Raw genomic sequence first — 15,640 nt, forward strand, 5'->3', positions numbered from 1 at the left:
GACGAGGAAAATACTGGGTCATCTGTACCAGTTGACCATTGCCGCCGGCGACCGAATGCTTAAACTTGTCTGGGGACAGAAATAAACGTGAGGGCACGGATCAATGGCGCTAATCAAAATGCTCGCGGCTAGTGGAGTGCTTGCGGCTGGCCTTTGCCTTTCGGCCATTGCCGACGATGCGACACCACTGGATGACACGATCCTCATTCTTGATGCATCCGGTTCGATGTGGGGACAAATCGACGGTACCAACAAAATCGTCATTGCCAAGGATACTGTCGAGGGCCTTGTGCGCGGCCTGCACGAAGACCAACGCCACCGGCCTGCAGCATCAGGTATTGGCGCGCGATACGTTCACTGTTGTCGATTAGGATAAGGGAAAGACGAATGAAAACCGGAACAGGAATACTTGCCATCGCACTGGCGACTGGTCTCATGGCTGCATGCGGTGGAGGTGACAGCAACAGGAGCCAGGAGAAAGCGATGGAGGACGCCGCTGCCCGCCACGGGATCGATGCGGATGTCTCGCTGAATGGCGAAGGCGAAACTGAGCAGATCGTCATCAATGCGGGCGGCGGCCAGGTTGGACGCAACCTCGATCTGCCGTCAGGCTTTCCAGACGACATCGAGCTTCCTGCCGCCTGGGATATCATTGCCACAGGCTCCCCCCTGCCCGGTAGCCACAGTGTGCAGGCCCTGTCGGAATCTTCAAAAGAGGACATTATCTCAAATATCCGCGACCGTCTGACAGCGGATGGATGGACCGTGATGGATTCGGACTCATCAATGCCACACATGGCCCGGATCAGCTTGGAAAAGGACGACAGAATGGCGAGTTTCAGCGTCATGGAAAATGGCGATACGCGCGCCGTCCAGATACTCACCATGCCAAAGCCTTGAGATCACCAGGAAGGATCCATACGAAAGGTGGTGAAAGTGATCTGGGCATTGCATTTAGTTTCTTGTCCGCGCTGGGACTTAACACCTGGCCGCCTTGGCACTCAGGGTGGTCACGCAGGCATCAGAAGTGACTGAAGGCCAATGGCAGGTCTGGTCCCAGCGTACGCATAATGATCGTGGAGCGGATTCCCATGTAGCTATGTTGGAGTACCGCTTCTTGGCTATTTCGCCGCCAAGGACAGACCCCTTAGCCGATCACCGCCAATCGGTGTTGGTTCAGGAACGTCGAGGCCCCCAAGCGCAGCTCATGCCCTGAATGGATCCGGGAAGGGCAATCGATAAGTCCGTCTGAGGGAGTCTGGTGCTCTCACGGAATACAAGCTACCGGGGACGACCATCGCGGGTCCCTGAGAGCCGTGCGCCTGACGCACTAGTGACCTTCTAATCACACGCGACGACAAAGCCCTCGTGCTCACTCGAAATCAGAGCGCGCGCATTTTCGTAGACTTCCGGGGTCATCAATGCCCGCAATTCGCAGACATTGAAGCTTTCGGGTGCAAACATGGATACGTTTCGCCTGGCCTCGCGCGCCACATCCTCGTCTCCGACGGCTTCGGCCGACAGAGCGCGGACCAGCTCATTCCAGGCAAACAATCCTGTCTTTTCTATTTGCTTCGAGTGCGCCAATGCCCCTTGAAAGTCGCCGTCACGCAGGTAGGTGAAGCTAATGTTTTCAGCCGATCCGCTCTGCTGGTTTTCGGTCTGGCCGAGCGCAATTCTCAATGCGATCGCCTTGTCGAGGCAGGCGCGCGTGAGCTTCATCAAGGTCGATCCGTCTCCAGCATCGCCCGAACCGCATACCCGTTCTGCGAGCGCGCGGGCCGCGTCGACCTCTGCATCAGGCGGCAGGTCTGCGGTCGTGATCAAGACAGTGCCCAGACCGTGAAAGGCATTCATCTGGATCAGCTGTTCAGCAGGATCCGGTGCGTCTTCTGCTGCTGGATCCACCCGGTTGAGGGCGAGGGAATAGTCGCTGAGTGCTTCCCGCGTCCGCCCAAGCTTGCGGTTACACTGAGCTCGCCAGTAAAGCGGCTGGAGGCCAAGCGCATCGTCAGTTCCAATCTGCCCCACAGACGCGTCCACCGCCTGGCAGTCCGCCAACGCGTAACTCGAGCGCAGGGATGAGGCTTCCATGAAGCTGATCCAGGCGAGGCCCGTCTGCGCAAGTGATCGCAATGCCGGGTCAGTCAGGGCCGCATTGAAGGACTCCTGCGCGAGTTTGAGTTGCTCCGGCAATCCGGCGTCATCTTTCTTGATTTGCGCACCGCTGCGTTCCCAGCCCAGAAGACCGGCGGCGCCTTTCAGCAGGGCTCCCTCGGAGCCACCACCCGGTTTGGCTGACTGTATCTCGATCAATCGCTCATCGGCGAGAGAGTGACGCCCGCGTTCGAGGTAGTCTGCAACCACCGGCAGCGCCCGGTCGAGCGCCTGCTCCCCCACGGACCCCGCATACATCTGGCGCATTTCATCATACGCCCGGCGGATGGCGGCTTCCTGGGCGGCGACACGATTGTTCTGTTGATCGATATCGCGCCTCATCGTGAATGCATGCCGCTCGAGCCGGTCAGAGTCGGCCGTCAGGCGTTCTGATTTGACCGAAAGATCTTTGGCAACAACATAATAATAGACGCCAAGCCCCGCCGACATCATGACGACGAGAACAAGCGTCGTAATGCCGGCAACAAGTATATGCCTGAGGCCACGTTGCTCGCGCGATACGAGTTCGATCAATTGCCGATCAGCTGAGTCCGACATGGTTCCGTCCTATGCTACGATTGACCCAACCATGTCCAACAGGAGACTTCGCTTCTTCTTGCTCGCGCACTGGAGTTCACGGACAAAACCTTCGAAGAGCTTGTAGCGCTTAGCCTGCGCAGCATAGAGCGAGCGATCAATCGAGTTGATGCAATTGTGTGCCGCACACCAGCTGGCGAAAAAACCAATCATCGCAGCGGACAGCGGCGCGAGCACCTGCAGGATCATGGGAGAGGCCCGGTCATCTCCACCCGGCGTGCTGGCGATAAAGGAAAAACCAATAACGCCCATCGCGCAGAGCAGGAGCACAAAGCTGAAGACGAACATGCCAAAGCATAGCGACCGAATATGACAATGACCCTTGCGCTCCTGCTGAAGGATCGCTGCGAGGACTGCGATATCCCCTTCTTCCGCCTCTTGTCCATTCGACGCTGGTATCATCCTCGTTTACCCAATCAGATACACTTCATCCCGCTTCAGCCTCAAAACTTTAAGTCCAAATACTGGACAGAAAGCCTAATCTCTCTCCATGCTCAGTCCTGCCAACCCGGCGGCGCTGATGCTGCATCAATAACGGTTTTTCAGCATTATGACGGTTAGCACCTGCTTTGCCTTCTCGGCATCGAGGCGCATCAATGCCGTTACTTGATTGAGAAAGTCAGCCTCAGCCTGACGAAGTTCGCCATCCGCCAGCACAATGTCAACGCAGTGAGCGAATACAGACAGACGCATTTCGTTTGGCAGGGAACCGCAGGCTTCCTTGAGACCTTCTGGGCGAGCCTGCAACCGTTCATTCACGATCGCATTGACCTTCGCGAGTTCAGCCTGATCGAGGCGTTTCATTGTGCGCGAACGCATGACCAGCGCAGCGATTTCCTGACGCTCTTCAGGGGCTAATTCGCCATCGGCAAAGGCTGCCGACAGAATGAGGGCCATGTAGGCTTCCGGAATGCTCCAGTCGGTGTCCGGCGGGAACCCCTCGCCCCAGATGTCATTGAGATCAAGGGGCTTTTCCTTCTCTGTCGTTGTCGGCGCGAAGATGATTTGTACGTCGCTCATGTCGGTCTTCCTGGTTGTTGTATCTCAGCCGTCGCCAAGCTGCGACACACTGATTGGTCTGTATTCTATTGCGGCGTTCCGGAAATCGTACCCTCGACCGGCTTCGGCTTGACCGGGCGCGGGCCAATGACTTTTACCTTGTGTGCCCTGAGGGCGTCGACGTGTTTCTGAAGAATCTCGATGGCCGCATCGTCCCATGTTTCCGGGATCGTCTTCAACTCGGCAGGTATTGGTGCACCGCCCCTGCGCTGATCCGCCAGTAACTCTTCGATTTCCGTAATCAGCGCAGCACTCTCCCCTACGAGCCGGCCAATATTTTCATTAAACATTTCCTGGCTATCGCCAATTGTCTCGACCTCGACACGCAGTGCATCGCGGTCAGCGGTAAGCGCTGCGATCTGAGAGTTAAAGTCGGCCGTCATCGCCTCGCCGCTCTTCGCTTCGATCGTATCAAGCTGGGTCTGCAATTGTTGCACCTGGCCGGTACTCTGCCAAACAAGGTAGCCAAGCCCGGCGCAAGGCACGAGCATAAAGAGGAAAATCAGAATGGGTACGACAGACCCGCTCCGGTTCTTTGAAAACTGTGCATCAATGACCGGCGCCTGTGGCGGGGGGAAAAGTGTCCGCTCCTCGAACACTGTTGGCATGCTTCCACGTGGAAGCCCCTCAGACCTGACGATGTTCATTTTTGTTCACTCCTGAAATATCTTGCACTAACGCGTGCATGCTCCAACCTGGAAAAAATCAAACTGACTTGCAGCGGCATTCACATCGGCTGGCGGCAAAGCAAGGTTCACTGACGCGCCGTTGCACGCAATCGCCTTCGCCCTGCCAAACTCAAGCAAGGTCGCGATCGACATTGCTGTTGGCGCTCTGGGCCAATCGCTCTCGAAAACCGTTACAGGTGTACCAGCCGCAGGCTGGCCAATGAGGCCCTTGCCCTGAATGAATGCGCTCTGGGCTTCATCGCGCAAGGCGTTCCGCCGTGACATTGGTGCCGTTTGCGCGATCCGCAGATAATACATTCCAAGAAGAAACTGGCCATCCGCGCCGCCAATACCTGAACACCAGCTTGCATTGCCCGGATCTGCTGCAGTTGGCTTGAAGGTCACAATATAGGACAGGCACGCCGCCTTTTTGTAGCGAATCTCGGAACCATCCAGTGAAACTGCATCCCGGGCGTATTTGATGCCGGCTGCGCTGGTCTGCGCACGTGTGCCTGAGCTTGCTTTCAATGCCTCTGCGCGGCCAAGTTCGTAGAAGGCTTCGGCACGCTCTTTCTCGCGGCCAACGGATGGGGGGCCATTTGGCCCGCCAGTGGCGTTCACCACGTTCAGGAACGCCGTGTTTGCCCCCGCCCAGTTCGCGGGCGGTGCAAGATGAAGCCGCCCAGCTTTCAGCGAGGCCTCAATCAGCGACGGCTGGGCGGCCAGTGCCGCATTCAAAAGACTGAGCGCAATGTCCTTACGCAACCCGCTTGTCGCAGATCGCGTTTCGTAAAGAGCCATGATCGCCTCAGCGACGTTGCGCCGATCTTCCATCGTAGGCAGCGCATTCGTCTTCTGCAGAAACAGAGGCCCAACCGGCGACTGCCAGTCCGCAGCAATCCAGTCCGTATAGGCCAGCTTCATCGCGACATATTGCCGGTAAGCCTCGCTCGCCCGGTCAGGCTGGGTTGCTTTCAGTGCGTTCGCCAGCAGCAACTGCGCATTTGCATTACCACCGCTTCCACTTGCAGCCTGCGCGTAGGCGTCAACAGAGCCCTGTTTGTAGAGCAGTATGTTGCTGTCTCCCGGATTTACCTTGGCCAGTTCCGTAGCTGCCACAGAGAGCGATTCCCCAAGCCCAAGGAAGACAAGGGTCTGGTCCGCCCCAGTGAGCCCCTTGGCCGTCTCAAATGCGTTGCGCGCAGACAAGCAATCAGTCACTCGTTGCGCTGGCGTTGTCGTCGCATCACGGCAAAGCTGCAAATAGGATTGGCCCAGACCCATGTGCGCCCGCCCGCTGTCGGGCTTGGCGACAAGGGCAACAGTATAATATTTGACTGCCTGGGCGAGAGACATGCCGCCCCGCGCACGATTTTCATCTGCAATGCTCAGTGCCAGCGCTTCGAGCGCCGTTGCAGCATTTGCCTTGCGTTCAGCGCGTCGGCTGCTGAGCACCGTCTTGTAGTCTTCGATGGCCATATCGGTATCGGCCAATTGTCCCCGAGACTGATAAAGCGCGCCACGGCGGAAATAGAATTCATTGTACCGCCAGTCGCCCTGTGCAGACCCGCGGGAGGCGAAAGGCGCCGCAATGTCTTCGCTTGCCAGCTGCGTCAGTGCCTTGCTGCGGCAATCCTGCTGGCTTGAGCACACATTGGTCGCGATGAAAGGCACAGCATTTGCGAGCCCCTCCAGTGCGCTTGCATAGGCAAGCGACCGTTCAAAGCGAAACCCCGTAAGGGGCGCCTTTTGCCACTTCCTCCATTCCTTCTTGCTGAATCCCAGTGTCGCCCGGTCAGGGCTCAGCAGAGCTGCGTCAGTCAACCTGTTGAAGGACGTATTCAAAAGCTCAGCCGCTTTGGCGAAATGACTGGCGGAATTGCTCGCGCCGTGAGCCTGGCTCAGATAGGCACGCGCGGCATTGAATGACGCAATGCCCGCCTCATAACCCTTCAAACTGGGGCTCGCTGCCACCCCCTCGCACTGCAGGCTGATTGACGATTCAGGGGCAGCGATCTCGAGGCAACCTGCCGTTGACGGCGCAGCATAGGCAGGCATCGCAAGCGCGAACAAAAGTCCGAGCATCGCAATCCCGATATGCACTTGTCCCACGTCTCGTTCGCACTTGGTCACCGGAATTCCCCCTCTGGCTACCTTGCGCTAACCATAATGGCTGAGTGCGCACCAAGGTCAACGCAAAACTCCAAATGCGACAAAAACCAGCTCAGAATGCCTCTTCAGGGTCTATCCGAAGCAGGCTCGACTGATCCTGCTACGCTAATGTGACGCCATTTTTCGCCGCCAGCAGGCAATGGCGAGAAAGCCATCAAGCTGAAATTGACTGAATATCGTACGGTCTGGCGCGGCCTGAAGGGAGATAAAGAATTGCAAGCGAGAAGTACAAGTAACTCGTTCCCGACAATCGACGGCACGCGTTTGACCCGCCGCGCCAGACGTAGAGTTTCAGAACGAATACCGGCTAGGAGACACTCCAAAGGCCCTCTGGAACATCGCGCAGAATGCGCTCGCGCTATCATAGCCCACATCCATTGCGACACTGGTGACGCTAGCCCCTGTCGAGAGCAGTGACAACGCCTCGAGCAGACGCACCTGCTGGCGCCAAAGCGCCACGCCCATGCCCGTTTCCCGTTTGAAGGCGCGCGTGAAGCTGCGCCGGCTCATGCCCGCAATATCAGCCCATTGGTCAATGTCGCGCTGGTCAGCTGGATGCTCGATGATCTCCCTGCATACCCGGACGAGGCGCGGGTCCATCGGCATTGGTGCCGCATAAGGGACTTTTGGGGACGCCAACAGCTCGCTGAAAAGGAGACTGACAATCTGCCCCTCCCGGCCGTGAAGGTCGTACTCATGTTCGAACTGGGTAACCTCAAGGATCAGGGCCCGGAGCAGCTGGCCAACCTCAACAATATGACAGTCCGGATCGTCTCGCTCGTACCTTGGATCAATATAGAGCGTGCGCAGCGATACCGCCCCACGGCAGGATACTTCATGCTCCACCAGGCTTGGAATCCACACGGCGCGTTGAGGCGGAATGACGAAGCTCGTCTTGTCCGTGACAACAGACATCACACCAGAGCACGCATAGAGCAGCTGAATACGCTCGTGAGAATGCGCCGCATCGACGAATCCAGACGGATATTCATCCGCCAGGGCCACAACGGGACGACGGCCGAGATCGAGCTGATGGGTGCTTTTCATCCTGTCCTTTCGGGACTGCATAACACCCGTTGATGATGTCACCGTCCCTTCCTGTGACAAGATTATGACTGATTTAGTGGCCCAAATCAGCAAAAATATGACCTGCATGAACGCCGTGGGCCAATATTAAGGCAGCCAATGCTCGAAGCCTGACCGAAACGATCACCCCAGCGGTGTGAAACGATACCGTCAGTGGGTCAATGAGAAGCTGACCCCTGCCGCAATCCCTGAAGTGGTGAAGGAGGTGACACTACCGCGCTCGATGCGGCGCGCGAAGGCGTCTTCATCCGCAACATCCGCACGCGCGAACAATCCCAATTCAATAAAGTTCGACACCGGACGCGTAGCGCCGAGCTCAACCCCGCCATAGGAGCGATGGGCAGACCCGTCACCCGGATGAACAAAACCCGCGCGGCCAATCGCGTAGAGGCTCCATGAACCAGCATCCCATTCGGGTCCTGCGGACAATTCCAGCCCCCGGTCTTCGATGTCGACGTCATAAAAGCCAATCAGTGTGGGTACCAATGGCACATCAAGTGTCACAGCACCCGCGAGCTCCACGCTCGACTCGGCATCTTCCCCCGGAAATGTCAGCAAATTGACCGAAGCATCAGCGCTATAACCGCGCCCCTCCCAGGCAACGCCCAGTGTATAGTCTGCTTCGTCATCAAAAGCTTCCTGTTCACCGCCAAAGGGAAGCAAACGATAGAACGCGCCGTAAACAGTCGCTTCCTGCACGTCCATCTCAACGCCAGCACCAAATTCCAGAACCTCACGCCCGATCTGCTCACCCCGATCATGCAGCGCCGAAACGGTGCCCACATCCACAAACACACGTCTCTCGCTTGCTTCGGCGACGAGCGGCGGAAAAGTCAGGAGGGTCGTCGCAGACAATAGGGTTCGTGTAAGGGTCACTTTCGTTACTCCTGAAGGCATTTGTTGAAATTTCATTTGCGGTGGCAACCGCGTTACTGGCTCGCCGCCCCATCCGCTTCAGCGAGTGTCTCTGGCTGATAAAGCCGTCCGTTTTTCATTACATACCGGATATCGAGCGTGTTCCTTATATCCGCCAACGGATTTGTATTGAGGATCACGAGATCGGCGAATTTTCCTGTTTCGAGACTGCCAAGTGCGGTATCGCGCGCAATCGTCCTGGCGCTGCCCATGGTCGCCGCCCAGAGAGCTTCGCCAGGCGTCCACCCGCTCTCAACGTAGGCCTGAATCTCCCATTGAGTGCCCAGGCCGGGAACGTCTCCATGCGCGCCAAGACCGACCAGCCCACCGGCGCGATGAACCGTCAGGCTGCTGGCACCTACTTTGCCGAACGTATAGTCACAGAGCGGCGCCGCCGGTACATTCCGGAACCGCATCTCACGAAACCATTCGGGAACAAAACTGGCATACTTTTCATTATTAAATGCATCTTCGCGCGCGATGAAAACACGGTCTGCTGGCAACCCGCCATGCGTGATCATCAGTGTCAGGGTACTGCTGGTTCCGCTCCGGGCCAGAAGTTCCACGAAATCCCTGTGCTGGTCTATCGGCGGAATACCGTGTTCAACGCCCGAAAACCCATCCAGAATAGCCGTCAGGCCAAACCGGTAGGAAAGCGCGCCTTCTGTTGTTGCTGAAAGCCCAATTTCATTGGCCGCCTCAGCCACCCACTGGCGCACCCGGCGATTGCCTGTGCGATACTGTTTGAGATTCGAAACCCGGTAATAGTCACGGTAGCGGCGAAGGACCGCGACAACTTCATCCTTTGACCGGAAGTCGTTGAAGTCAAAGATCGCAGGGCCGGTTGTAAAGAGACGCGATCCAACTACATCACCGGCCTCAATCAGATCCTGATAGGTAAGCATGTCGATAGAAAGCGACGAAGGATCAAACAAGGTCGTCACCCCGAAAGCCAGATTGGCCTTCAATCCCCATACATCGAAATCGAGAACATCCCGGCGAATGTCCGCGACATGGTAATGCGCGTCGATCAAACCTGGAATGACATAAGCGCCAGATACATCGACGACCAGGACATTATCCTCAGCCCCAATCTCTCCGGCCTGCGCGATCCTGGCGATGCGGCCATTCTCGATGAGGATGTCATGATTTACCAGGACTGTTCCGGGTGCCGCGCGGTCACTCATCGGCACGACATTTGCGCCGATCAGAAGCACGCGGCCCTTCGGCCGATCGCGCTCTGCCATTATCGCAATATCGACGCGGCTGGCCCCCGTCTCCGCGCTACCTCGCTCAAAAGCTACATCCTCCAGGCGTATGCGGCGCAGCGTAGCGCCAAGCGACCAGTAGATGTCCTGCCCGTCTTCACTCCATCCAAAATAATCCGCACCGATATTCGTCAACTGAACATGCATCCCGGTAGGGTTAGACAGGTCAAACACCTCTCCGGGGATGGCGATGCGATAGAGATGCAGCTGCTGGGCAATCTGCGCCAGTGCCCACTGACCATCGGGTGAAACACGCAGATCATCGGCGGCCGCTGATCCTTCAGAAAAGTACCAGCCCGGCCCGACAGCTTGCGTCACCACACGGCGCGCGCCATCAGCCAAAGAAATGGCCTCAACACCGTCGCCAGTGTTGATCAGAACCTCATCGGGATTTGAAGCGAAATGCGGCGTACCACCCATACGGCCAGTGGCAAACACGCGCGCCCCCGATCCATCGAGCGGCATCAGCACCAACTCGGCCTCGCGCCACTGACCATATTCCATATAGGTCCGCCGTCGCGTTTCAGCTGGCGAGCGCACGACCACAATCGAACGCCCATCAGGCGTGAAAACAGGGTGCGTATAAAAGGCAGAATCGGAACTTAGCGTGCGCGCGAAACGTCCATCAGGTGTCGCGATCCAGACATCGCCACCGGCTTCCTTCGACCAGCTCACAAAGGCGAGCGCAGACCCATCCTCAGACCAGGAAGGATGGTAGCCTGTGACGCCTGGCGGACGCACAGGCTGCGGCTGGCCGCCATCGAGCGCCTTCAAGAACAACCGCCCCAGCGCGGTGAAGGCGAGGGTCTTGCCATCAGGCGAGAGTTCCGGCGACTGGATCAGTCGCGCGCGGACTGGCCCTTCTTCGATGATTGCCGGATGCCGCCCCAGCGGCCCGAGCTTCTGCGATACATCGGCCGTGAACGGAACTGTTTGAGCCTCTCCGCTCTTCAGCATCACACGGTCAATTCGCCCCTGCCGGTTGACATATATGGCCTTCCCGTCTGACGAAAAATCATAACGCGCAATGGCATCATTCGTCAGCCCCGCAAGGATCATGTCCGGGTCAATTTCAGCGAGCGTACGCAACACACTGCTTCCCAGATGCTTCACTTTGAGCTGAGTCACGCCCTCGCGGCGCTCTCCAAACACGAGATATTGGCCATCCGGTGAGATGGCCGGCCGGAAGTTCGGCACTGTGCTTTCACCTTCCACGCCTGCAGGCACGATAACCGTCTCTTCACCCGTCTCCGGATCAAACCGTGTAATGCCCCAGGCCGATAGTGCATTGAATTCCGGGTCACCCTCAGAAAGCGAGGCCAGATAAATGGTGTTTCCATCCGGTGAAAATCGAGCACCCAGCGAGTTAATACTCGTATCGCTGCCGTTCTCGGCCCGCGTAGAGCGCAGAACTTCGCCCATATCGCCAACTATGGGCAGGAACTGCCACAACTCATAGGCATTTCGATCCGCCCAATAGCGCGTAACGATGATGCTTTGCCCATCCGGTGCCCATTCCGGTGATATGAATACAGGATTGTCGTCATACAGACTTATCTGGCGACGATTGTTGCCATCCGCGTCCATAAGCCAGAGATTCTCAGCGCCGGAGCGGTCACTGACAAACAGGATCGTCTCACCATCGGGCGACCAGACCGGCTGGCCATCGAACGCCATGCCCGAAGTAAGCCTCATCGACTTGCCACCCGTCACTGGCAGCGTGTAGATATCCCCCAGCATATCGAACACCAGCATGTCGCCCTTTGGAGACACATCCAGTGACAACAGAGAGCCTTCATCTGTGTCGAAGGAGATCGCGCGCACCGGCTGCATCGGCAGCGCCTGACCGGGCTTACCCAAAAGCTTGTCCCGTTTGCCTGTGATGCCAGCTGTAGCAGAAGGAGCGTCTTCAAACATCGGATCTGCCTCCTGCGTCGGCGTAGCGCAGGAGGACAGACCTATGAAGAGTGCCGCAGCCATCAGGCTCGCACGGAACGAAGCGACGCTTCGGCACCCTCCTGGCTTTATACGAAACATTCGGTATCCATACCGTTTGCAGATCAAAACTTGCGCGTTACCGTCGCAATAACCTGGCGACCGGCACCATAGGTGCAACCAGCCGGGCCAGAGCAACGCGCCACATACTCTTCATCGAAAATGTTCGAGCCGTTGATAGCAAAGCGCCAATCCTGAGTGTCATAGCGGATGATTGCATCGAACAGCGTCGACGCTTCGCCCGTATAGATCACCGGCGCGAACGGGCCGGGCAAACCACCCTGGCTTTCGCTTGTGTAGCGCACGCCACCGCCAATACCGAAGCCGGCAAACATGCCGCTCTTGACTGTGTAATCCACAAAGAGCGAGGCTTTCTGCTCAGGTGTCACTGGCAGTTCGGCCCCCACTTCCTGAGGCGTGGAGCTTTCGACCACTTCGCTATCGGTGAGGCTGAGCGACGCATTGATCGAGAGCTGGTCATTGATCCGGCTGACGAGCTCAAACTCGACCCCATTGACCTCGACCTCGCCCGTCTGCGTACCAAACACAGGCGTGACAGAAGGCGCCGTGCTGACGACATTCTGCTGCTTGATCTGGTAGGCTGCTGCCGTAAGGAACAGTTTGTAACCATCCGGCAGACCGCGCGCGTCATACTTTACACCCGCCTCGACCTGTTCGCCTTCGCTCGGCTCAAATTCCTGACTGGTGACCGAGTCGATGCCCAGAACAGGCTCGAACGATGTCGCATAGCTGATATAGGGCGCGACGCCATTGTCAAAAATGTAATTGCCGCCAATCCGGTAGGTTAGCGCATCCTGTTCCTGCTCCGCACTCGTCGTGTTATTCTCAACGGTTACCCAATCCTGCCGCGCACTGGCGGTCAGGAAGAATTTCCCAAAGCCAATATGGTCCTGAACGTAGATGCCCGTCTGCTTCAAGGTCTGGTTGTTGAAGGCAGACGGATATCCAGGCTCCAGCGTCGCCTGTACCGGATAGACAGGATTGAACAGATCGATCTGACCCGCAAAGATAAACCCGAAATCCGCCTTGTTCTCCACACGCCGGTAATCAATACCGCCAATGATATCATGCGTAATGCCGCCTGAATCGAGCGAAATGTCGAACCGGTTGTCCGTCGTCAGGCTTTCAACCGATTCCCTGTAGGAGAAGTTGTACTGCTGAACCGTGCGGTAGTCGTCCGGGGTGCCATCGAAATCAGCATCGACCAGCCCGCCGCCACCATAAATTCCGGTGGGGGTCTCTTCTTCATACTCGCTGACTTTCAGGTTCGAGATGAAAGTCACCCCATCAGAGAGCGCGTGAGAAAATTCGTAGCCCGCACCCCATTGATCACGCTCGAAAAGGTTGTTCGGGTCGCCAAGATTGGTCGAAGGGTCAATCTTTCCCAGAGGGTTGGGCAGCAATGTACCGTAAACGGGCAAGAAGCCGTTGGTGTCACCCCGGACTTCATCAGACTGGAAATAGCCAAGCCCGGTCAGCTTGGTCGCCGGGCTAATCTCCCAGGCGACCGCCGGGGCCACGAGAAGGCGTTCGGCAGACACATCATCGCGCTCCGCACCGCGATCAAGATACAACCCGGTCAGCGAGTAGCTTACCGTTTCACTCAGCGGACCATGAACCGTTCCTGCGACCTGCTTGTAATCTTCTGTACCGAGTTTCGCCTGCACTTCACCGCCAAACGCGTCACTCGGGCGCCGAGAAATCTGGTTATAGAGGCCGCCTGGAGGAGAGCTACCATATAGCGCTGAAGCTGGCCCTTTGAGCACATCAAAGGAGTCAAAGGCGTAAAGGTCGAGACCAACGCTCTGGATGGAGGTCGAAACAGGTGCAGCCAGACCATCAATATACTGTTTCGGCGTAAAGCCGCGCACGGTCACGAAGTCAAAGCGCAGGTCCGGGCCATAATTCTCGCCGAATGCCCCTGCGGTGTAGCGCACCGCCTGCTGGGCATCGATGAAGGCCAGCAGGTCTATCTGGTCGCGCGTGATGATGGACACCGACTGGGGTGTCTCGATCAGCGGAATGTTGGCTTTATTGGCCGTCCCACCATCTTCCGCAACATATTCAGGCGCAATAACAATGATGGTTTCCTGAATACTCGCTGCATCTTCATCTGCTTCCTGGGCAAGCGCCGTGGGCGCAAGTGCCGAGAGGCTTGCTGCCGCGCCGAGAAGCGTGGCCTTGAAAAATTTTCCATTTGCCGATTGGCGTTGTCTTGGCACCATGACTTGCACCCCTGCTGCGTCTTGGTTCGCCCAATGCGAACCATGTATCGAATAGCATTTCATGGAAAGTTTGTATTTCGGCTTTGGGTCTGGAACTGTCCCTAATTGGCCAAACTGTGCCTTCCAGCAGTTCAAATAGCGCTGGCGGACCCGATTGAGGCAATTTTAGACCCGGCACGTTATGGCTGTTTCCCGCAGACCCACCTATCGTCCCTATTGGAAGAGTGCGGGAGAGGCTACCCATGGCGAGCGTGGCAACCAAGAATACGTGGCTGATACTGCATCGCTGGTTCGGCATTATAACGGCGCTGTTCCTCTTCGTCGCCGCCGTTACTGGCAGCGTGCTAACCGCGCGCGCCACAATTGACCGGTGGGCCAATGACGACCTTTTCACCTACACTGGCGAGGCCTCAGACCGTCTCGCCCCCATCGATGCGGTCGCCCTCTATGAAGCGGCTAACCCTGGCATCCAGGTCACGGGTTTCCCACTGAGTTCTGATGACACGGAAAACATTGTCATCACCGTCGCTCCCAAGCCGGGGGAAGCCGCGCTGGCCTATGACGAAGTGTTTTTGAACCCGGCCAGCGGCGAGGCTACCGGCACGCGAAGCACTGATCCCGGCCTATCGAATCGCCAGATCATTCCCTTGATACTTGAACTCCATTATAACCTTCTGGTCGGTGATGTCGGCCGCATATTCATGGGCTTTGTGGCTATCGGCTGGCTGATCAGCTCGGGTATCGGCCTCTATCTCACTCTTCCCCGCAAAGGTCCCTTCTTCAAGAATTGGCGGCCAGCATGGACCTACAGCCCAAAGCGCAGCCTTGCGCGCCAGATGCTCGACATCCACCGCGCCAGCGCGCTCTGGCTATTCCCGTTCCTGTTCATCCTCGCCTTTACATCCGTAACATTGAACTTCTTCAGCGAATTCTGGGACCCGTTCGCCACCACGATCGCTCCGCTTGAAAAGTCGTTGTTCCATCTTGATGCGCCCTATCCGGAAGGCGCTGTTCCCGTGCTGACTTATGCCGATGCCTTGGCCCTCGCCGAATCGCAAGCAGCTGCCGTGGGCAGCGAGTGGAAACCCGCAACCATGCTGTATTACCAGAACTGGAACCTCTACGGCACGACCTTCAGTGATACGGGGGACCTGAACTACAAGTATCTTGGACCGATTTATCATTACTTCGACGCCGTCAGTGGCGACTGGGTTCATGAAGTCAATCCCTATACGGATAGTGCGGGCCTGGTCATGATCCGGTCCGTCTATCCGCTTCACTCCGGTGAAATCGGCGGCTGGCTCACTGTCTTTTTTGTGTTTGTTCTCGGTCTTGCGACGGCAGAGCAGTGCTTCACGGGCATCTGGCTCTGGCTAAAGAGGCGCGGACCGCGTGTGGCAGCCAAAAAGAAAACTCACAGCTCCGCCTCGGGCAAAGCCTGATCCGCCTTTCATCCTGGGCGGGAACGCCCAGCAGC

The 15,640-nt window shown here is 57.3% G+C and carries 12 protein-coding genes; 3 read left to right on the forward strand and 9 right to left on the reverse strand.

Going from position 1 to position 15,640, the window contains the following annotated elements:
- Nucleotides 1-103: 103 nt before the first annotated feature.
- Together ACQ66M_RS00755 and ACQ66M_RS00760 are read left to right on the forward strand one after the other, a co-directional pair.
- On the forward strand, nucleotides 104-376 hold the full coding sequence (locus ACQ66M_RS00755; protein ID WP_350170898.1) for a hypothetical protein: 273 nt from the start codon (nucleotides 104-106) through the stop codon (nucleotides 374-376).
- 11 nt (nucleotides 377-387) lie between these two features.
- Nucleotides 388-900 carry a hypothetical protein gene (locus tag ACQ66M_RS00760; RefSeq protein WP_350170897.1) on the forward strand — a complete coding sequence of 171 codons (513 nt, stop codon included), beginning with the start codon at nucleotides 388-390 and terminating at the stop codon, nucleotides 898-900.
- A 441-nt stretch (nucleotides 901-1,341) separates the two neighbouring features.
- On the opposite strand, the gene ACQ66M_RS00765 is transcribed toward ACQ66M_RS00760, so the two are convergent.
- The 9 genes from ACQ66M_RS00765 to ACQ66M_RS00805 all read right to left on the reverse strand — a co-directional run bounded on the left by ACQ66M_RS00765 (nucleotide 1,342) and on the right by ACQ66M_RS00805 (nucleotide 14,163).
- Entirely contained in the window at nucleotides 1,342-2,715 is a 1,374-nt protein-coding gene (locus tag ACQ66M_RS00765; RefSeq protein ID WP_430401387.1) for a hypothetical protein, read from the reverse strand.
- A gap of 9 nt (nucleotides 2,716-2,724) precedes the next feature.
- Nucleotides 2,725-3,042 carry a hypothetical protein gene (locus ACQ66M_RS00770; protein ID WP_430401388.1) on the reverse strand — a complete coding sequence of 106 codons (318 nt, stop codon included), beginning with the start codon at nucleotides 3,040-3,042 and terminating at the stop codon, nucleotides 2,725-2,727.
- Between the two features lie 240 nt (nucleotides 3,043-3,282).
- Complete coding sequence (locus ACQ66M_RS00775) at nucleotides 3,283-3,774, reverse strand: tellurite resistance TerB family protein (protein WP_350170894.1); 492 nt, start codon at nucleotides 3,772-3,774, stop codon at nucleotides 3,283-3,285.
- Nucleotides 3,775-3,839: 65 nt separating this feature from the next.
- Nucleotides 3,840-4,460 (reverse strand): hypothetical protein, encoded by a 621-nt coding sequence (locus ACQ66M_RS00780; RefSeq protein ID WP_430401389.1) that lies wholly within the window; start codon nucleotides 4,458-4,460, stop codon nucleotides 3,840-3,842.
- Nucleotides 4,461-4,487: 27 nt separating this feature from the next.
- Nucleotides 4,488-6,614 (reverse strand): hypothetical protein, encoded by a 2,127-nt coding sequence (locus tag ACQ66M_RS00785; RefSeq protein ID WP_350170892.1) that lies wholly within the window; start codon nucleotides 6,612-6,614, stop codon nucleotides 4,488-4,490.
- A 330-nt stretch (nucleotides 6,615-6,944) separates the two neighbouring features.
- The gene (locus ACQ66M_RS00790) at nucleotides 6,945-7,700 is read right to left on the reverse strand and encodes a helix-turn-helix domain-containing protein (RefSeq protein ID WP_430401390.1); all 756 of its coding nucleotides are present in this window, start codon (nucleotides 7,698-7,700) and stop codon (nucleotides 6,945-6,947) included.
- A gap of 189 nt (nucleotides 7,701-7,889) precedes the next feature.
- A complete protein-coding gene (locus ACQ66M_RS00795) occupies nucleotides 7,890-8,615 on the reverse strand; it encodes a hypothetical protein (protein WP_430401391.1) in 726 nt (241 codons plus the stop codon).
- Between the two features lie 53 nt (nucleotides 8,616-8,668).
- Nucleotides 8,669-11,839 carry an amidohydrolase family protein gene (locus tag ACQ66M_RS00800; RefSeq protein ID WP_430401392.1) on the reverse strand — a complete coding sequence of 1,057 codons (3,171 nt, stop codon included), beginning with the start codon at nucleotides 11,837-11,839 and terminating at the stop codon, nucleotides 8,669-8,671.
- A 143-nt stretch (nucleotides 11,840-11,982) separates the two neighbouring features.
- Nucleotides 11,983-14,163, reverse strand: coding sequence for a TonB-dependent siderophore receptor (locus tag ACQ66M_RS00805; protein ID WP_430401393.1), 2,181 nt, complete (start codon nucleotides 14,161-14,163; stop codon nucleotides 11,983-11,985).
- Between the two features lie 242 nt (nucleotides 14,164-14,405).
- Between ACQ66M_RS00805 and ACQ66M_RS00810 the strand changes: the two genes are divergently transcribed.
- Nucleotides 14,406-15,605: a PepSY-associated TM helix domain-containing protein gene (locus tag ACQ66M_RS00810; RefSeq protein WP_430401394.1), complete on the forward strand. Its 1,200-nt coding sequence runs from the start codon at nucleotides 14,406-14,408 to the stop codon at nucleotides 15,603-15,605.
- The last annotated feature ends 35 nt before the right edge of the window (nucleotides 15,606-15,640 follow it).

The sequence above is a fragment of the Hyphomonas sp. genome (genome assembly GCF_965284475.1).
Classification (GTDB): domain Bacteria; phylum Pseudomonadota; class Alphaproteobacteria; order Caulobacterales; family Hyphomonadaceae; genus Hyphomonas.